This is a genomic window from Pseudomonas sp. NPDC089996 (assembly GCF_044748405.1).
Classification (GTDB): Bacteria; Pseudomonadota; Gammaproteobacteria; order Pseudomonadales; family Pseudomonadaceae; genus Aquipseudomonas.
Genome location: NZ_JBIVGA010000007.1, coordinates 174181 through 192819, shown reverse-complemented (window position 1 = coordinate 192819; position 18639 = coordinate 174181). Strand labels below are relative to the sequence as shown.

The 18639-nt window shown below is 63.3% G+C and carries 14 protein-coding genes and 6 tRNA genes; 16 read left to right on the top strand and 4 right to left on the bottom strand.

All coding sequences use genetic code 11. The features are described from left to right. Nucleotides 1–78 precede the first annotated feature (78 nt). Nucleotides 79–2094 carry an excinuclease ABC subunit UvrB gene (uvrB, locus tag ACIPW4_RS14560; RefSeq protein WP_400658890.1) on the top strand — a complete coding sequence of 672 codons (2016 nt, stop codon included), beginning with the start codon at nucleotides 79–81 and terminating at the stop codon, nucleotides 2092–2094. A 94-nt stretch (nucleotides 2095–2188) separates the two neighbouring features. Here the strand turns inward: uvrB and ACIPW4_RS14555 are convergent, their stop codons facing one another. Both ACIPW4_RS14555 and ACIPW4_RS14550 read right to left on the bottom strand, forming a co-directional pair. After that, nucleotides 2189–3679 carry an MDR family MFS transporter gene (locus tag ACIPW4_RS14555; protein ID WP_400659152.1) on the bottom strand — a complete coding sequence of 497 codons (1491 nt, stop codon included), beginning with the start codon at nucleotides 3677–3679 and terminating at the stop codon, nucleotides 2189–2191. A 49-nt stretch (nucleotides 3680–3728) separates the two neighbouring features. Next, on the bottom strand, nucleotides 3729–4784 hold the full coding sequence (locus ACIPW4_RS14550) for an HlyD family secretion protein (RefSeq protein ID WP_400658888.1): 1056 nt from the start codon (nucleotides 4782–4784) through the stop codon (nucleotides 3729–3731). Nucleotides 4785–4927: 143 nt separating this feature from the next. On the opposite strand from ACIPW4_RS14550, the gene gltX reads away from it, so the two are divergent. The 12 genes from gltX to ACIPW4_RS14490 all read left to right on the top strand — a co-directional run bounded on the left by gltX (nucleotide 4928) and on the right by ACIPW4_RS14490 (nucleotide 11207). Continuing rightward, complete coding sequence (gltX, locus tag ACIPW4_RS14545) at nucleotides 4928–6409, top strand: glutamate--tRNA ligase (protein ID WP_400658887.1); 1482 nt, start codon at nucleotides 4928–4930, stop codon at nucleotides 6407–6409. 346 nt (nucleotides 6410–6755) lie between these two features. Next, a tRNA-Ala gene (locus ACIPW4_RS14540) sits at nucleotides 6756–6831 on the top strand. A gap of 72 nt (nucleotides 6832–6903) precedes the next feature. Beyond that, nucleotides 6904–6979: transfer RNA gene (locus ACIPW4_RS14535), tRNA-Glu, on the top strand. Nucleotides 6980–7032: 53 nt separating this feature from the next. Further along, nucleotides 7033–7108 (top strand) — tRNA-Ala (locus tag ACIPW4_RS14530). A 42-nt stretch (nucleotides 7109–7150) separates the two neighbouring features. Beyond that, a tRNA-Glu gene (locus tag ACIPW4_RS14525) sits at nucleotides 7151–7226 on the top strand. Between the two features lie 63 nt (nucleotides 7227–7289). Beyond that, nucleotides 7290–7365 (top strand) — tRNA-Ala (locus ACIPW4_RS14520). A 42-nt stretch (nucleotides 7366–7407) separates the two neighbouring features. Then, a tRNA-Glu gene (locus ACIPW4_RS14515) sits at nucleotides 7408–7483 on the top strand. A 172-nt stretch (nucleotides 7484–7655) separates the two neighbouring features. Next, on the top strand, nucleotides 7656–8195 hold the full coding sequence (locus ACIPW4_RS14510) for a TetR/AcrR family transcriptional regulator (RefSeq protein ID WP_400658885.1): 540 nt from the start codon (nucleotides 7656–7658) through the stop codon (nucleotides 8193–8195). Between the two features lie 24 nt (nucleotides 8196–8219). Then, entirely contained in the window at nucleotides 8220–9047 is an 828-nt protein-coding gene (locus ACIPW4_RS14505; protein ID WP_400658884.1) for an alpha/beta hydrolase, read from the top strand. Nucleotides 9048–9090: 43 nt separating this feature from the next. After that, the gene (locus tag ACIPW4_RS14500) at nucleotides 9091–9525 is read left to right on the top strand and encodes an acyl-CoA thioesterase (RefSeq protein WP_400658882.1); all 435 of its coding nucleotides are present in this window, start codon (nucleotides 9091–9093) and stop codon (nucleotides 9523–9525) included. A 51-nt stretch (nucleotides 9526–9576) separates the two neighbouring features. Then, nucleotides 9577–10548: a tRNA dihydrouridine synthase gene (locus tag ACIPW4_RS14495; RefSeq protein ID WP_400658880.1), complete on the top strand. Its 972-nt coding sequence runs from the start codon at nucleotides 9577–9579 to the stop codon at nucleotides 10546–10548. A 215-nt stretch (nucleotides 10549–10763) separates the two neighbouring features. After that, nucleotides 10764–11207 carry an Hsp20 family protein gene (locus ACIPW4_RS14490; RefSeq protein WP_400658878.1) on the top strand — a complete coding sequence of 148 codons (444 nt, stop codon included), beginning with the start codon at nucleotides 10764–10766 and terminating at the stop codon, nucleotides 11205–11207. A gap of 49 nt (nucleotides 11208–11256) precedes the next feature. Here ACIPW4_RS14490 and ACIPW4_RS14485 read toward each other — a convergent pair whose 3' ends face one another. Both ACIPW4_RS14485 and ACIPW4_RS14480 read right to left on the bottom strand, forming a co-directional pair. Next, nucleotides 11257–14553, bottom strand: coding sequence for a PAS domain S-box protein (locus ACIPW4_RS14485; protein WP_400658876.1), 3297 nt, complete (start codon nucleotides 14551–14553; stop codon nucleotides 11257–11259). 61 nt (nucleotides 14554–14614) lie between these two features. Further along, nucleotides 14615–15493 (bottom strand): LysR family transcriptional regulator, encoded by an 879-nt coding sequence (locus ACIPW4_RS14480; protein WP_400658874.1) that lies wholly within the window; start codon nucleotides 15491–15493, stop codon nucleotides 14615–14617. Nucleotides 15494–15624: 131 nt separating this feature from the next. On the opposite strand from ACIPW4_RS14480, the gene leuC reads away from it, so the two are divergent. The 3 genes from leuC to ACIPW4_RS14465 all read left to right on the top strand — a co-directional run bounded on the left by leuC (nucleotide 15625) and on the right by ACIPW4_RS14465 (nucleotide 18614). After that, the gene (leuC, locus tag ACIPW4_RS14475; RefSeq protein WP_400658872.1) at nucleotides 15625–17058 is read left to right on the top strand and encodes a 3-isopropylmalate dehydratase large subunit; all 1434 of its coding nucleotides are present in this window, start codon (nucleotides 15625–15627) and stop codon (nucleotides 17056–17058) included. Then, complete coding sequence (gene leuD / locus ACIPW4_RS14470; protein ID WP_152958735.1) at nucleotides 17055–17699, top strand: 3-isopropylmalate dehydratase small subunit; 645 nt, start codon at nucleotides 17055–17057, stop codon at nucleotides 17697–17699. Before leuC ends, leuD begins: the two co-directional genes overlap by 4 nt. A gap of 150 nt (nucleotides 17700–17849) precedes the next feature. Then, nucleotides 17850–18614, top strand: a complete 765-nt coding sequence (locus tag ACIPW4_RS14465; protein WP_400658870.1) for a class I SAM-dependent methyltransferase — start codon at nucleotides 17850–17852, stop codon at nucleotides 18612–18614. Nucleotides 18615–18639: the final 25 nt, after the last annotated feature.

The following is an 18639-nucleotide window of genomic DNA, read 5'->3' as shown; positions in this document are numbered from 1 at the left end:
AATCGGGGCCCGGCCGGGCGCATTTGGGTATAGACTACTGGCTAAATTTACAGTTGCTGCGTTACCGCGAGGTCCGTCATGTCCGAGTTTCAGCTCGTCACCCGTTTCCAGCCGGCCGGCGACCAGCCCGAGGCCATCCGCCAGATGGTCGAGGGCATCGACGCAGGGCTTTCGCACCAGACGCTGCTCGGGGTGACCGGTTCGGGCAAGACCTTCAGCATTGCCAACGTCATTCAGCAGGTGCAGCGCCCGACCCTGGTGCTGGCGCCGAACAAGACCCTGGCGGCGCAGCTGTACGGCGAGTTCAAGGCATTTTTCCCGAACAACGCGGTGGAGTACTTCGTTTCCTACTACGACTACTACCAGCCAGAAGCCTACGTGCCGTCGTCGGACACCTTCATCGAAAAGGACGCGTCGATCAACGACCACATCGAGCAGATGCGCCTGTCGGCGACCAAGGCGCTGCTGGAACGGCGCGATGCGATCATCGTCACCACCGTGTCGTGCATCTATGGCCTGGGCAGCCCCGAAACCTACCTGAAAATGGTCCTGCACGTGGACCGCGGCGACAAGCTCGACCAGCGCGCGCTGCTGCGCCGTCTGGCCGACCTGCAGTACACCCGCAACGAAATGGACTTTGCCCGTGCCACCTTCCGCGTACGCGGTGACGTGATCGACATCTTCCCGGCCGAATCCGACCTTGAGGCCATCCGCATCGAGCTGTTCGACGACGAGGTCGAGAATATTGCCGCCTTCGACCCGCTGACCGGCGAGGTCTTTCGCAAGCTGCCGCGTTTCACGTTCTATCCCAAGAGCCACTACGTGACCCCGCGGGAAACCCTGCTGGAGGCAGTGGAGGGCATCAAGGAAGAACTGAAGGACCGCCTCGAGTACCTGCACAAGGCCAACAAGCTGGTCGAAGCCCAGCGCCTTGAACAACGCACGCGCTTCGACCTGGAGATGATCCTCGAACTGGGTTACTGCAACGGTATCGAGAACTACTCGCGCTACCTGTCCGGGCGCCCGGCCGGGGCGCCACCGCCCACCCTCTACGACTACCTGCCGGCCGATGCGCTGCTGGTGATCGACGAATCCCACGTCAGTGTTCCGCAAGTAGGCGCCATGTACAAAGGTGACCGCTCGCGCAAGGAGACCCTGGTCGAATACGGCTTCCGCCTGCCGTCGGCACTGGACAACCGGCCGATGCGGTTCGACGAGTGGGAGGATGTCAGCCCACAGACCATCTTCGTCTCCGCCACGCCAGGCCCCTACGAAGCCGAGCATGCTGGCCGTGTGGTGGAGCAGGTGGTGCGCCCCACTGGCCTGGTCGACCCACAGGTCGAGATTCGCCCCGCGCTGACCCAGGTCGATGACTTGTTGTCGGAGATTCGCAAGCGTGTCGAGGCAGGCGAACGGGTCCTCGCCACCACGCTGACCAAGCGCATGGCCGAGGACCTCAGCGATTACCTGGCCGACCACGATGTGCGGGTGCGCTACCTGCACTCGGACATCGACACGGTGGAGCGCGTCGAGATCATCCGCGATCTGCGCCTGGGCACCTTCGATGTACTGGTGGGTATCAACCTGCTGCGCGAGGGCCTGGACATGCCCGAGGTGTCGCTGGTGGCGATTCTCGATGCCGACAAGGAAGGCTTCCTGCGCTCCGAGCGCTCGCTGATCCAGACCATCGGCCGCGCAGCGCGTAACCTCAATGGTCGGGCAATCCTGTATGCCGACAATGTTACTGGCTCCATGCAGCGCGCCATCGACGAGACCGAACGGCGTCGCGAGAAACAGATCGCCTTCAACCAGGCCAACGGCATCGTGCCCAAAGGTGTGGTCAAGGACGTCACCGACATCATGGAAGGCGCCACCGTGCCCGGTTCGCGCAGCAAGAAGCGCAAAGGCATGGCCAAGGCGGCAGAGGAGAGTGCCCGTTACGAGGCCGAGCTGCGCACCCCGGGCGAGATCACCAAGCGCATCAAGCAGCTGGAAGAGAAGATGATGCAGTTTGCCCGCGACCTGGAGTTCGAGGCCGCCGCACAGCTGCGTGACGAGATAACCCAGCTGCGCGAGCGCCTCATCACCAGCTGAAGCTTGCGCTAGCGTCGATGGTGGGGGGCCGCATTGCGGCCCTTTCGCGACGCAAGGCCGCTCCCACAATGACTGCGCACACTCCGGAAGTGGTTCAATGGGCTTCCCCAGCCTTCAGCCCCTGCGGCAGCTTCCTGGTCAACAGCACCGCCACCATGCTCACCGCCAGCCCGATCCCGACAAAGTGGAAGGCATCGTTGTAGGCCATGATCAGCGCCTGTTGATGGGTGATTTCGCTCAGCCTGCCCAGCGCCGCATTGTCATTGCCCAGCCGCTCCGCCAACTGCGCAAGGCGTTCGGCTACCTGCGGGTTGTTCGGTACCACCGACTCACGCAAGTAATCGAAGTACACCTTGGTCCGCGCATCCAGCAGAGTCGCCAGCAAGGCAATGCCGATAGCACCGCCCAGGTTGCGCAGGATGTTGAACAGGCTCGACGCCGACCCGGCATCCTGCTGCTGGATGTACGCCGTGGCAATCAGCGAAATGGTCACCATGATCATCGGCTGGCCGAGGGCACGGATGATCTGGATGTGGTTGAACTGGGGGCCGGCAAAGTCCGGGTTCAACACCCCCGACCCGAAGCTGGCGGCACCGAACAGGCAGAAGCCGAGCGCGCACAACAGCTTGGGCGGCACCACTTTCATCAGTTGTGGCACCAGCGGAATCAGGAACAGCTGCGGAATGCCCATCCACATGATCACCTCGCCGATCTGCAGCGCGTTGTAGCCCTGGATCTGCGCCAGGTACAGCGGCAGCAGGTAGATCGACCCGTACAACCCCACGCCCATGCCCAGGCTGGCGATGCTCGAAAGACCGAAATTACGGTTGCCCAGGATGCGCAGGTTGATCAGCGGGTGCGGCTTGGAAAACTGCAGGATGACGAAGGTGATCAGGCTGATCAGGGCCACGGTACCCAGGCCGACGATCAGGTTCGATTCCAGCCAGTCCTTGCGGTGGCCCTCTTCAAGAAATACCTGCAGGCAGCCCAGGCCCAGGCCGAGGGTGACGATGCCGGCATAGTCAGTGCTTTTCAGCAGTTCCCAGTGCGCGTCCTTCTTTTCCAACCCGTACAGTAGGCCTGCGATCATCACCAGGCCGGGCGGGATGTTGATGTAGAAAATGTATTCCCAGCCCCAGTTCTCGGTCAGCCAGCCGCCAAGGGTCGGGCCGATCGACGGGGCGAAGGTGGCGGTCATGGCGAACATGGCCATGCCTTTGGCGCGGTGGTGCTCGGGCAGCTTGATCAGGGTCAGGGTGAAGGCCAGCGGGATCAGCGCGCCACCGGTGAAGCCCTGCAGCGCGCGGAACAGGATCATGCTCTCGAGGTTCCAGGCCATCGAGCACAGCAGCGAAGACAGCAGAAATCCGCCAGACACCCATACCGCCAGGCGTCGCGCCGAGAGCAGTTGCACCAACCAGGCAGTCAGCGGAATCATGATGATTTCCGCCACCAGATACGAGGTGGAAATCCACGAGCCTTCCTCCAGGGTCGCTGACAGCGCGCCCTGGATGTCCTTCAGCGAAGAGTTGGTGATCTGGATGTCCAGCACTGCCATGAAGGCACCGAGCATCACGCTCATCACCGCGATCCAGTCGCGCCGCGTCGGTTCCGCCGTGGGGCGCAGCAGTTGATCACCGGCCATCGTGGCCTTCGTCTTCGCGGCGCAGGTCGACGGTAGCGGTCACCGACATGCCGGGGCGGATGCGCCCATGCAACGGGTTGTCGGCGGCGAAGGTCAGTTTCACCGGAATGCGCTGCACCACCTTGGTGAAGTTGCCGGTGGCGTTGTCTGGCGGCAGCAGGCTGAACTGCGCGCCGGAAGCAGCGAACAGGCTGTCGACGCGGCCCTCGATCGGGGTGTCGGGGTAGCTGTCGAACAACAGTTCGGCGCGCTGGCCGGGTTGCATCTTGCCGATCTGGGTTTCCTTGAAGTTGGCCTGCACCCAAATGTTCTGATCGGGCACGATCGACAACAGGTAGGCGCCGGCCTGCACCACCTGGCCATTGCGGGCGTTACGCTGGCCGATGGTGCCGCTCAGGGGGGCGCGAATCTCGCAGCGGGTCAGGTTCAGCTCGGCCTGGGCCAGGTCGGCACGGGCATTGGCGATCTGTGCATCGAGGCGCTTGAGGTCAGCAGTCAGGGCGTTGACCTGCTGGCGCTGGCTTTGCAGGTCGGCGCGGGCCTTGTCGACCTGGGAACCGGCGACGTGGTTCTCTGCCGACAGGGTGGTCACCCGTTCTTCGGAAACGTAACCGGGCTTGCGCAGTTTCTCGGCGCGGCTCAGGTCCAGGCGCGAGCGGTCGAGGGTGGCCTGGTTGGCGGCCACCTGAGCCTGCCCGGCGGCAATCAGGCTGCCCTGTTGGGTCAGGCGGCTTTGTGCCTGGGCATATTCGGCCTCGCGGGTGGCCAGCGCGGCGCGGGCGCGTTCCACGGCCAGCTCGAAGTCCGCGGCCTCCAGGCGCACCAGCAGGTCGCCTTTGTTGACGTGCTGATTGTCGTCGACCCGCACCTCATCGATGCGCGCGCCCAGCTGACTGGAGACGCGGGTGATTTCACCCTGCACGTAGGCGTTGTCGGTGCTCTCGTGGAAGCGGCCTTTGAAGTACCACTCGGCCAGGAAGGCGAGGGCGATGATGGCCACAATGGCGAAGAAGATCGCCAGGCGGCGTTTGAGTTGGGCAGGCATGAGGACTATCGTTCCAGAAATGTAAGTAAATTTAACAGCGGCAGATGGCCAGTCGACAAGTGACGTTCGCGCCATTGCTGGAGCCCGGTGCCTGCTCCCTGCTAACATCCCGCCTTTGTTTCATCTTTCGTCCGAGACTCTCCATGACCACCGTTCGCACGCGTATCGCGCCATCGCCCACTGGCGACCCCCATGTCGGCACCGCCTACATCGCCCTGTTCAACTACTGCTTTGCCAAGCAGCATGGCGGTGAGTTCATCCTGCGTATCGAAGACACCGACCAGCTGCGCTCCACACGCGAGTCGGAACAGCAGATCTTCGACGCCTTGCGCTGGCTCGGCATCGAATGGAACGAAGGCCCGGATGTCGGCGGTCCGCACGGCCCGTACCGGCAAAGCGAGCGTGGCGAGATCTACGCCAGGTACGCCAAGGAGCTGGTCGATGCCGGCCACGCCTTCTACTGCTTCTGCACCGCCGAAGAGCTGGAGCAGATGCGTGCCGAGCAGATGGCCCGTGGCGAAACCCCGCGCTATGACGGCCGTGCTCTGCTGCTGAGCGCCGAGGAAGTTCAGCGCCGCCTGGCCGCTGGCGAGCCCCACGTGATTCGCATGAAGGTGCCGAGCGAAGGCATCTGCGTGGTCCCGGACATGCTCCGTGGCGATGTCGAGATCCCATGGGACCGCATGGACATGCAGGTGCTGATGAAGAACGACGGCCTGCCGACCTACTTCCTGGCCAACGTGGTCGACGACCACCTGATGGGCATCACCCATGTGCTGCGTGGCGAAGAGTGGCTGCCGTCGGCGCCGAAACTGATCAAGCTGTACGAATACTTCGGTTGGGAACAGCCCAAGCTGTGCTACATGCCGCTGCTGCGTAACCCGGACAAGTCCAAGCTGTCCAAGCGCAAGAACCCGACCTCGGTGACCTTCTACGAGCGCATGGGCTTCATGCCCGAGGCCATGCTCAACTACCTGGGCCGCATGGGCTGGTCGATGCCGGACGAGCGCGAGAAGTTCTCGCTGGCCGAGATGGTCGAGCATTTCGACCTGTCGCGTATCTCCCTGGGTGGCCCGATCTTCGACATCGAGAAGCTGTCCTGGCTCAACGGCCAGTGGCTGCGCGAGCTGCCGGTGCAGGAATTCGCCGCACGCGTGCAGCAGTGGGCGTTCAACAGTGACTACATGATGAAGATCGCCCCGCACGTGCAGGGCCGCGTCGAGACCTTCAGCCAGATCGCCCCGCTAGGTGGTTTCTTCTTCGAGGGCGCGCTCAAGCTCGATGCCAAGCTGTTCGAAAGCAAGAAGCTGTCCGCCGACCAGGTGCGCCAGGTGATGCAGCTGATCCTGTGGAAACTGGAAAGCCTGCGCCAATGGGAGAAGGAACGCATCACCGGCTGCATCCAGGCCGTGGTCGAAGCGCTGGAGTTGAAACTGCGTGACGCCATGCCGCTGATGTTCGCTGCCATTACCGGCCAGGCCAGTTCGGTATCGGTGCTCGATGCCATGGAAATCCTCGGCCCCGACCTGACCCGCTACCGTCTGCGCCAGGCCCTGGACCTGCTCGGCGGTGTGTCGAAGAAAGAAAACAAGGAATGGGAAAAGCTGCTGGCCAACATCGCCTGATGGCGCTCTGAAGGCGCTGCCTGACCCTGTGGGAGCGGCCTTGTGTCGCGAAAGGACCGCAACGCGGTCCCACGATTTCAGCTTCAACGCAAATATCGCTGGGGCCGCGTTACGGCCCTTTCGCGACACAAGGCCGCTCCCCCAAGCCGATCCCAGGGCCTTGGACGCTCAGGTTTCAGCGGGACAGGGCGGTAAGTGATTGTTATCTGTGAAAAAAATTTTGAATATTTTCAAAATTTAGTTTGACAGCCCTGCAATCCGATCTTAATATGCGCCCCGTCCACAGCGATGAACGAAAACGAAACGCCAGGCACCCAGCCAGCGCTTCTGTTCAGAGCGACATTGTGGGGCTATAGCTCAGCTGGGAGAGCGCCTGCATGGCATGCAGGAGGTCAGCGGTTCGATCCCGCTTAGCTCCACCAAATTCCGCTTGGCAGTCGAGGCTGTCGGGCAAGACCGGGTCCAGCAACCGGGTCTTGAAGGTAAGAAGGTTCGTCCCCTTCGTCTAGTGGCCTAGGACACCGCCCTTTCACGGCGGTAACAGGGGTTCGAGTCCCCTAGGGGACGCCAGTTTTGCACAAGCGATGTTTCAGGATGTCGCTGGGCCGAGAGGCTAGAAATCCGGGGCTATAGCTCAGCTGGGAGAGCGCCTGCATGGCATGCAGGAGGTCAGCGGTTCGATCCCGCTTAGCTCCACCAATTTTGCCGCGGTTCGTGAAAACGGATCGGCACGAAGGTTACGTCCCCTTCGTCTAGTGGCCTAGGACACCGCCCTTTCACGGCGGTAACAGGGGTTCGAGTCCCCTAGGGGACGCCACTTTTCCCGCATTTTGCGGGGCTTTAAAAGGCTCGTTCGCAGTTTGAATGGGTCTTTTGTTTCGGGGCTATAGCTCAGCTGGGAGAGCGCCTGCATGGCATGCAGGAGGTCAGCGGTTCGATCCCGCTTAGCTCCACCAATTCTGCCAGGGTTCGATTCATCGGATCTTCGCGAAGGTTACGTCCCCTTCGTCTAGTGGCCTAGGACACCGCCCTTTCACGGCGGTAACAGGGGTTCGAGTCCCCTAGGGGACGCCATTTTTACCCGCGTTTTGCGGGACTTTAAAGGCTCATTCGCTTATTGAATGGGCCTTTTGTTTTTTCTCCCTCCTTGAAAACCCGCTGCCGACAAACGGTGGCAAATTGTGCTTGTCAAAAAATATGATGAGAATAATATTTCGATCATCATATTTTGATTGGCGAACCGTGAATGAGCGACAAGAAGAGCAAGACCCGCGAGCGCATTCTCGAAGCGGCCCGCAGCGCGTTGATCCAGCATGGCCCGGCCGAGCCGAGTGTCAGCCAGGTGATGGGGGCGGCAGGCCTGACCGTTGGCGGTTTCTATGCGCACTTCGACAGCAAGGACGAGCTCATGCTTGAGGCCTTCCGCCAGTTGCTCGGTGAGCGCCGTGCCTTGCTCGCCCAGGTCGACCCCAGCCTGGATGGGGAAGGTCGCCGCGCCCTGGTAAGCGCCTTCTACCTGTCGCGCAAGCACCGTGACGCCGAAGTGCATGCCTGCCCGTTACCCAACTCGCTCGGCGAGATGCAGCGCCTGCCCGAGGCCTTTCGCGAGGTGCTGGCCGAGCATATCGAGCTGATGACCGCAGCCATGGTCGATCGGCCGGAAGACGCCGACAAAGCCTTGGCGGACCTGGCCTTGATGATCGGTGGCCTGGCCCTGGCGCGTGCCTTGGGCACGGGCGAGTTGTCCGACCGCATCCTGCGTGCCGCCAAGTCGGCAGTTCTCTGAAACCCCTGATCCTGGAGCAAGGCGATGACTACCCTGAGCTGGATTCGTGGCGTGAATGGCACCCTCGGCCGACTGGTCCCCGAGCATGTTGCCGGCAAGATGCGCCGTGCCTTCATGACCCCGCGCAACCTGCCGCCCCGTCAATGGGAGCTGCCGCTGCTGGCCAGCGCCGAGCGCATCACCCTGCGCTTCGGCCTGTCGGCCCTGCGCTGGGGCAAGGGGCCGACGGTGTTGTTGATGCATGGTTGGGAGGGGCGCCCGACGCAGTTCGCGGCGCTGATCGAAGCGCTGGTGCAGGCCGGGCACACGGTGGTGTCGCTGGAAGGCCCTGCCCATGGGCGCTCGCCCGGCCAGCAGGCGCACGTCGTGCTGTTTGCCCGGGCGCTGCTGGAAGCAGCCGCTGAACTGCCGCCGTTGCGCGCCGTGATCGGCCATTCCATGGGGGGCGCCAGTGTGATGCTGGCCCTGCAGATGGGGCTGCGTGCCGAGGCCGCAGTGAGCATTGCGGCTCCGGCGCAGTTGCTCGGTGTGCTGCGCGGTTTTGCCCATCGCCTGGGCTTGCCTGCGCGGGCCAGGGCGGCCTTCATCCGCCAGGTCGAACAGGACGTCGGCATGCAGATAGCCCGCCTCGATGTCAGTGGCTATCAGCTGGAGTTGCCGGGGCTGGTGGTGCATGCAACAGATGATACGCTGGTGCCCGCCGGTGAGGCGCAACTCATCCACAAGGCCTGGTTCGACAGCCGCCTGCTGCTGTTGGAAGAGGGCGGGCATCAACGCGTGCTGGCTGACCCGCGGCTGAGCGAGGCGGTGCTTGAACTGCTGACCCGTGAACCCGCGCGGCAGAGTGCCTGAATATCCATTACACTCGGCCCGTTTACTGATATCGGGAGCGGGCATGAGTTGGGACCTGGCAACGCCATTCATCATCGACCTGCGCGTGGGCAGCGAGGACATCGACGGCCTCGGCCACGCCAACAACGCGGTCTACGTCACCTGGCTGGAGCGCTGCGCCTGGCGCCATTCCCAGCGCCTGGGCCTGGACCTGGCCGAATACCGCCGCCTTGACCGGGCCATGGCGGTGGTACGCCATGAAATCGACTACCTCGCCGCCGGCTACGAGGACGATGAGCTGCAGCTGGCCACCTGGATCATCGACTGGGACCAGCGCCTGCGCATGACCCGGCGCTTCCAGCTCAAGCGCCCACGCGACGGCGTGACCTTGCTGCGCGCGCAAACCACCTTTGCTTGCATCGAGTTGTCCAGCGGCAAACCCAAGCGTATGCCGGCGGAGTTTGTCGACGGTTACGGCCCGGCGCTGATCGGCAGCTGAAGACGCAGCATTTTTTGCTAGACTGCCGCCTTTTCCCGCCGAGACCCTCACATGCAAATTGCCCTGGCCCCCATGGAGGGGCTGGTCGACAACATCCTGCGCGACGTCCTGACGCGTGTGGGTGGTATCGATTGGTGCGTCACCGAGTTCATCCGCGTGTGCGACCGCCTGCTGCCGGCCTCCTCGTTCGACAAGCTCGCCCCTGAGCTGCGCCAGGGTGCGCGCACGGCGGCCGGCGTGCCAATGCGCGTGCAGTTGCTCGGCTCGGACCCGGTCTGCCTGGCAGAAAACGCGGCGTTGGCCTGCGAGCTTGGCGCACCGGTCATCGACCTGAACTTCGGTTGCCCGGCCAAGACCGTGAACAAGTCTCGTGGTGGTGCGGTGCTGCTCAAGGAGCCGGAATTGCTGCATGCCATCGTGTGCGAAGTGCGCCGCGCGGTGCCGGCGCCTATCCCGGTCACTTCCAAGATGCGCCTGGGCTTCGACAGCCCGGACGGTGCCCTGGATTGCGCCACGGCACTGGCAGAGGGGGGCTCGGCGCACCTGGTGGTGCATGCGCGGACCAAGGTCGAAGGCTACAAGCCGCCTGCGCACTGGGAGTGGGTGGCGCGGGTGCAGGATGTGGTCAAGGTGCCGGTGTTTGCCAATGGCGAGATCTGGACCGTCGACGATTGGCGACGCTGCCGTGAGGTCAGCGGTGCCGAGCACATCATGCTGGGGCGTGGGCTGGTGTCGCGGCCGGACCTGGGCCTGCAGATCGCCGCAGCACGGGACGGGCGCGAGTACCGGCCGCTGAGCTGGGATGACTTGCTGCCGCTATTGCGCGAATTCTGGCGACAGGCCCAGGCCAAGCTTTCGCCGCGCTATGCGCCGGGGCGCATGAAGCAGTGGCTGGCGATGCTGACCCGCAGTTATCCCGAGGCGGTGGTGCTGTTTGCCGAGTTGCGGCGTGAGGATGATTGCGCGCGGATCAGTCGGTTGCTTGGGGTTGAGGTGACCACTTTCGAGTCTTGTGTCGCCTGATCTGGCCTCTTCGCGGGCACGCCCGCTCCCACAGAGATATCGCAAACCCTGAGGGCATGTGGGAGCGGGCGTGCCCGCGAAGAGGTCAACACATATTTCAGATTTTTTCATCCTTGCCCTTGAAAGCTTTTCCGCTGGCCATATCTCTTGAGTACGCGATGCCGAAGTCGGGTCGCGTAATGACTTTACTTGCTGAATCTCAGGAGTTCATGACCATGACCACCGCTTTCTCTCTCGCTCCACTGTTCCGCCATTCCGTTGGCTTCGACCGTTTCAACGACCTGTTCGAGTCTGCGGCACGCAATGAGGCGGGTAGTAGCTACCCTCCCTACAACGTGGAAAAACATGGCGATGACCACTATCGCATCGTGGTTGCCGCAGCCGGTTTCCAGGAGCAGGACCTCGACCTGCAAGTCGAAAAGGGCGTCCTGACCGTGATCGGTGGCAAGCGCGAAAATGGCGCCGCTGAAGTGACTTACCTGCACCAGGGTATTGCCCAGCGCGCCTTCAAGCTGTCGTTCCGCCTGGCTGACCATATCGAGGTCAAATCGGCGGGCCTGGCCAACGGCCTGCTCAGCATCGACCTGCTGCGCATCGTGCCTGAAGAAGCCAAGGCCAAGCGCATCCCGATCAATGGCGACAAGCCATCGCTGAACTAAGCGCGGCGGCAGGTAAAGAAAGGGCACCTTCGGGTGCCCTTTCTGCGTTTCAATAATCCGCCGGTGCTTCCAGCAGCATCCGCCTGAACTCCGGTAGCGGTAGTGGCCGGCTGTGCAGGTAGCCTTGGTACAAGTGGCAGCCCAGGCGCTCGAGAAACGCCAGTTGTTCGGTCAACTCCACCCCTTCGGCAATCACGGCCAGGTCAAGGCTGCGGGCCATGGCCACGATGGCACGAACGATTTCTGCATCGTTGGGGTCTTCCGGGGCGTCGCGAACAAAGGTCTGGTCGATTTTCAACGCGTCCACCGGCAGGCGCTTGAGGTAGGTCAGCGAGGAATAGCCGGTGCCGAAGTCGTCCATGGCAAAGCTCACACCGTAGCGCTTGAGTTCACGCATCTTGCTGATGGTGTCTTCGAGGTTCTGGATGACGATGCCCTCGGTGATCTCCAGCTTCAGCATGTGCCGCGGCAGGCGGTAGTCATCCAGGCTGCGCAGCACCCGCTCGACGAAGTCGTTTTGCCGGAACTGCCGCGGGCTGATGTTCACGCACAGGCTGAAATCATTGGCATCGATCAGGCGGTCTTCCAGCATGCGCGCGCAGGCGTCGCAAGCTTCGTCGAGGATCCAGCTGCCAACTTCGAGAATCAGGCCGCTTTCTTCCAGTACCTGAATGAACTGCGCTGGCGGTTGCTGGCCCAGCTGCGGATGGTGCCAGCGCAGCAGCACCTCGGCACCGACGATGCGGTTATCGCGGGCATCGACCTGGGGCTGGAAGTGCAATGCCAGCTCACCGCGGGCCAAGGCCAGGCGCAGGTCGCTTTCCATGCGCAGGCGCTCGCTGGCGGCCTTCTGCATGGTGGTGTGGAACAGCTGGGTGGTGTTGCGCCCCGAATCCTTGGCCCGGTACAGGGCGATATCGGCGCGCTTGAGCAGGTCGGCCGGGGTCGCGCCATGGTCGGGGATCAGCGCCACGCCGATGCTCGGCGTCACCTGCAGGCGCTGGCCGTCCAGCGACATCGGTTCGGCCAGCAGCTCGCGCAGGGTGTCGGCCAGCTCGCGAACCTTGCCTTCCACCGCTTCGCGGCTGCCTTCCAGGCCGCTGAGCAGCACCACGAACTCATCGCCACCCAGGCGCGCCACGGTGTCTTCCAGGCGCACGCTGGCCTCCAGGCGTGCGGTGATGATCTTCAGCACGGTGTCGCCCACCGGGTGCCCGAGCGAGTCGTTGATGTGCTTGAAGTGGTCGAGGTCGAGGAACAGCAGGGCGCCGCGCAGGTTGTGGCGGCGCAGCAGGGCGATCTGCTGGCTCAGGCGGTCCATCAGCAAGGCGCGGTTGGGCAGGTTGGTCAGCGGGTCGTGGTAGGCGAGGTGGCGGATCTGTGCCTGAGCGTTCTTCAGCTGGCTGACATCGCGGGCAGTCATCAGCAGGCAGTCGACCTCGTTGAGGCTGATCGGCTCTACCGACACCTCCACGGTGAGGATGTCACCACGCTTGTTGCGCCCGAGCATCTCCCGGTGGTGCACCCGGCCACGTTCCTTGAGTTCGGTGAGCAGGGCGCCGCGCTGCTTGTCATCGGCCCAGATACCGATCTCGTAGACGTCGCGGCCGATGACTTCTTCGGCGCTGTAACCGGTCAACCGGCAGAAACCGTCGTTGACCTCCAGGTAGCGGCCGCTGTGGCGTTCGGTGATGGTGATGGCGTCGGGGCTGGAGTGGAAGGCCTTGGCGAACTTCTCTTCGCTGGATTTGAGCGCCGCCTCGGCACGTTGCTGCTGGGTGATGTCGCGCAAGGTGGTGACGCTGCAAGGCTGGTCGTCGACGCTGATCAGACGGCTGGCGATCACGCAGGTCAGCGGCGAGCCATTGCGGTGGTTGACCACCACCGCCACATTGCTCAACGCCTGTTCGCGGATCACCCGCTCGATGCGTTGGGCGCGCTCGATCGACTCGGCCCACAGGCCGATCTCCTCGGCGGTACGGCCGATCACCTGTTCGGCACTCCAGCCGAAGGTCTGGGTGAAGGCCGGGTTGATCTCGATGAACTGGCCGGTGTCCTGGCGGGTCACGCAGATCGGGTCGGGGCTGACCTGGAACAGGCTGGCGAACTTTTCTTCCGAGGCGCTCAGGCGCTGTTCGCGTTCCACCTGTTCGGTGATGTCGAGCAAGGTGCCGGCCATGCGCAACGGGTTACCCTGTTCGTCGCGATAAAGGCGTGCGCGGCTTTCGATGTAGCGCGAGGTGCCGTTTTCCAGTTGCACACGGTAGGTGATCTGGTAATTACCGGCCGGGCCTTCGCGCAGGCTGCGGTAAGCCTGGCGCATGCTGGCACGCTCGTGCTCCGGCACGCCCTCGAAGAACGAATCGAACGACTCGTGGAACGGCACCGGGTCCAGCCCGTGCAGCTGTGCAGCGCGCGCCGAGCCGTAGAGCATGCCGCTGGGGATGTGCCAGTCCCAGGTGCCCAGTTGCGCCGAGTCCAGCGCCAGGTCAAGGCGTTCCTGGCTGTCCTTGAGGGCCTGTTCGGCGCGTCTGCGTTCGGTGGTGTCGACGAAGGTGCTGATCAGGTAGGTGACACCCTCCATCTCGATGCTCTGGGTGCACAGGATGCCGTCGTGGAGTTTGCCGGTGCTGGCGCGGAACTGCACCTCCATGGTCGCCGGGCCGTTGTTGCTGCGGGTGGCCTCGATGACCTGGTGGCGTTGCTCGGGGTTGACCCACAGCCCCAGCTCCAGGCTGGTCTTGCCGATCACCTGGTCGCCGGGCCAGCCGAACATGTCTTCGAAGTGCTGGTTGACCTCGATGATCATGCCGTCCTGGCGGCGGCTCAGCAAAATGGCGTTGGGGCTCAGGTGGAACAGCGTGGCGAAGCGCTTTTCCGAATTGATCAGCGCGGTTTCCCGTTCGCGCTGGCGGGTGATTTCGCGGATCACCCCGATCATCTGTCGGCGGCCCTGGCGGTCGTGGGTCAGGCTGCCGTTGATTTCCAGCCAGTGCAGGCTGCCATCCGGCCAGCGGATGCGGTGGCGCATGGCCTGCTCGACCGGCTCGCCATTGACCACGGCATGGAACAGCTGCCGGGTTCGGTTGCGGTCTTCCTCCGGCAGCAGGTCGAGGTAGTCGATGTCGTTGGGCAGCGGGCGTTGTGGGTCGAAGCCGAACAGCGCTTGGGTGCCCCGTGACCAGCTGATGCGGCCGCTGTCGATATCCCACAGCCAGGCGCCCAGGCGTGCGCCATTGAGCGCGGCCAGCAGCTGTGGGGCATTCTGCCAGGCCTGTTCCGATTCCTGAGGGTCGGCCGCAGGGATGCGCGGCAGGCGCGGAAAGCGATTTGCTGATTTGGGCATTGGTACCAGACCTTTGGCGTGTGACGCGTCCATGAGTTGGAAATGCCGAGCTGACGACCGGTCAGGCGGACCCTGCGTGGCTGTCGAGCAGGGCCATGAAGGCCCTTGCAGCGTTCGATAGCGTGCGCTCCGTGTGCAGAATGTAGCCTAGCTGGCGCGACAGCTGTATGCCGGGCAAGGCGATGGGTGCAACCTGCTCATCCAGCATAGTTCGGGGCAGCACACTCCAGGCAAGGCCGATCGAAACCATCATCTTGATGGTTTCCAGGTAGTTGGTGCTCATGGCGATATTCGGCGTCAGGCCCTGGCTTTCGAACAGGCGCTGGACGATATGGTGGGTGAAAGTGTTGCCGCCAGGGAACACCGCCGGGTGGCGGGCAACATCGGCCAGGCTGACCGCCTGGTTGCTGGCCAGCGGATGCTCGTGTGCTGCCACGAAGTCCAGGGCGTCGTCCCATACCGGTACAGCCCTGACCAGGTGATGAGGCTCGGGGGCAAGGGTAATCACGGCGATTTCGGCACGCCCATGGAGGATTTCATCGTAGGCCTGTTCCGAATCCATGAACTGAATATCCAGTGCCACGGCGGGGTACTGCCGAGTGAACGACCTTAATAGCGGTGGCAGGCGGTGCAGGCCGATATGGTGGCTGGTGGCCAGGGTCAGGCGACCGCTCACCTCGCCGTTGAGGTTGGTCAGCGCCCGTCGGGTATCATCGAGGACGTTGAGAATCTGATAGGCACGGGGCAGCAGGGCACGCCCGGCCTCGGTCAGGGTCACCTCGCGGCCCAGGCGGTCGAACAGGCGCACATCCAGTTGCTGCTCCAGGCCGGCGATGCGTTTGCTGATGGCGGGCTGGGTCAGGAACAGGCGCTCGCCGGCGCCGGAAAAGCTGCCGGTCTCGGCAATCGCGATGAATGCACTCAGGTTGGCCAGATCCACGTCGTCGAATTCCTGCTGGTTATCCAAAGCATAAAAATTATGAATTTGAGTTATTCAATCTAACCCCCTAGCATCGTCCGTACAAGCCAAGGGGTCTTTGGCATAGAAAGACGCTGATGAGGAACAGTCTGATGGCTGGCAAAACGCTCTACGACAAACTCTGGGAAGCCCATGAGGTCAAGCGCCGTGATGACGGCTCGTCCTTGATCTACATCGACCGCCATATCATTCACGAAGTGACGTCGCCTCAGGCCTTCGAAGGTCTGCGCCTGGCCAGCCGCAAGCCGTGGCGCATCGATGCCAACATCGCCACCCCGGACCACAACGTGCCGACCACGCCAGAGCGCAAGGGCGGCATCGAAGCCATCGCCGATCAGGTGTCGCGCCTGCAGGTGCAGACGCTTGATGAGAACTGTGACGAATATGGCATCGTCGAATTCAAGATGAACGACGAGCGCCAAGGCATCGTCCACGTCATCAGCCCGGAGCAGGGTGCCACCTTGCCGGGCATGACCGTGGTCTGCGGCGACTCGCACACCTCCACCCATGGCGCTTTCGGTGCCCTGGCCCATGGCATCGGCACGTCCGAGGTCGAGCACGTGCTCGCCACCCAGTGCCTGGTTGCCAAGAAGATGAAGAACATGCTGGTGCGGGTCGAAGGCCAGTTGCCGGCCGGCGTTACCGCCAAGGACATCGTGCTTGCCGTGATCGGCAAGATCGGCACTGCTGGTGGTAACGGCCACGCCATGGAATTCGCCGGCAGCGCCATCCGCGAATTGTCGATGGAAGGCCGCATGACCATCTGCAACATGTCCATCGAAGCCGGCGCCCGTGTGGGCCTGGTGGCGACCGACGCCACCACCGTCGCCTACGTCGAAGGCCGCCCGTATGCGCCGAAGGGCGAGGACTGGAAGCGCGCCGTCGAAGCCTGGAAAGACCTGGTTTCCGACGACGATGCCGTGTTCGACACCGTGGTCGAACTCGACGCCGCGCAGATCAAGCCGCAAGTCAGCTGGGGCACTTCGCCGGAGATGGTCTTGGCCGTGGATCAATGCGTGCCGGACCCGGCTGCCGAGCCCGACCTGATCAAGCGCGGCTCCATCGAGCGCGCTCTCAAGTACATGGGCCTCGCTGCCAATCAGGCGATCACCGACATCAAGCTCGACCGCGTATTCATTGGCTCGTGCACCAACTCGCGCATCGAAGACCTGCGCGCCGCTGCCGAAATCGCCAAGGGCCGCAAGGTTGCCGCGACGGTCAAGCAGGCGCTGGTGGTACCGGGCTCGGGCCTGGTCAAGGCCCAGGCCGAGCGCGAAGGCCTGGACAAGATCTTCCTCGAGGCTGGCTTCGAGTGGCGGGAGCCCGGCTGTTCGATGTGTCTGGCGATGAACCCGGACCGCCTGGAAAGCGGCGAGCACTGCGCGTCCACTTCCAACCGCAACTTCGAAGGCCGTCAGGGTGCCGGTGGCCGTACCCACCTGGTCAGCCCGGCCATGGCCGCCGCCGCCGCGGTGACCGGCCACTTCATCGATGTCCGCGAGTTGATCCAAGGGAGCGCAGCATGAAAGCCTTTACCCAGCACACCGGTCTCGTTGCGCCGTTGGATCGTGCCAACGTCGACACCGACCAGATCATCCCCAAGCAGTTTCTCAAGTCGATCAAGCGTACCGGTTTCGGCCCCAACCTGTTCGACGAGTGGCGTTACCTGGATGTCGGCCAGCCGTATCAGGACAACAGCAAGCGCCCGCTGAACCAGGAGTTCGTGCTCAACCACGCGCGCTATCAGGGTGCCAGCGTGCTGCTGGCGCGGGAGAACTTCGGCTGCGGCTCCAGCCGTGAGCACGCACCGTGGGCACTGGACGAATATGGCTTTCGCAGCGTGATCGCGCCGAGCTTCGCCGACATCTTCTTCAACAACAGCTTCAAGAACGGTTTGCTGCCGATCATCCTCAGCGACGAGGAAGTCGACGAGCTGTTCAAACAGGTCGAAGCCAACCCTGGCTACCAGCTGACCATCGACCTGCAGGCGCAGGCGGTGACCCGCCCGGATGGCAAGGTGCTGCATTTCGAGATCGACGCGTTCCGCAAGCACTGCCTGCTCAATGGTCTGGACGACATCGGCCTGACCCTGCAGGACAGCGACGCGATCAAGGTGTTCGAAGGCAAGCACCGCGCCAGCCAGCCTTGGCTGTTCCGGGATGCCTGATTATTTGTAGATGGCAGTACCGGCCTCTTCGCGGGCAAGCCCGCTCCCACGGGGATATCACAAGCCCTGGGCAAGTGTTGTACCTGTGGGAGCGGGCTTGCCCCGCGAAGGGGCCGGCACAGGCAACGAAAAACCAAAAGGATTTCAGCCATGACCAGCACCACCCACTCCGATGTGGTCCAGCGCCAGTTCGGCGAGCAGGCCAGCGCCTACCTCAGCAGCGCCGTGCACGCCCAGGGCAGCGAATTCGCCCTGCTGCAGGCTGCACTGGCGGGGCAGGGCAGTGCCCGCGTGCTGGACCTGGGCTGCGGTGCCGGTCATGTCAGCTTTCACGTCGCGCCGCTGGTCGCCGAAGTGGTCGCCTACGACCTCTCGCAATCGATGCTCGATGTGGTCGCCAGCGCCGCCAGCGAGCGTGGGCTGAACAATATCACCACCGAATGCGGTGCCGCCGAGCGCCTGCCGTTCGCCGACGCTTCGTTCGAGTTCGTCTTCAGCCGCTACTCGGCGCACCACTGGAGCGACCTCGGCCTGGCTCTGCGCGAAGTTCGCCGGGTGCTCAAGCCAGGTGGCGTGGCAGCGTTCATCGACGTGATGTCGCCGGGCAGCCCGTTGCTCGACACCTACCTGCAGGCCGTCGAAGTGCTGCGCGACACCAGCCACGTGCGTGACTACTGCGCCGCCGAATGGCAGCGTCAAATCAGCGAAGCCGGCCTGCACGTGCGCAGCCACACGCGCCAGCCGTTGCGCCTGGAGTTTGCCAGCTGGGTCGAGCGCATGCGCACCCCCGCGCCGATGCGCGCTGCCATCCTCCAATTGCAGCAAGCCATGGGCGAAGAAGTGCGGCAGTATTACCAGATTGAGGCCGATGGTTCGTTCAGCACTGACGTACTGGTGCTGTGGGCCGAGCGTTAAGCACTTTTCGGTGCGGCCCGAATGG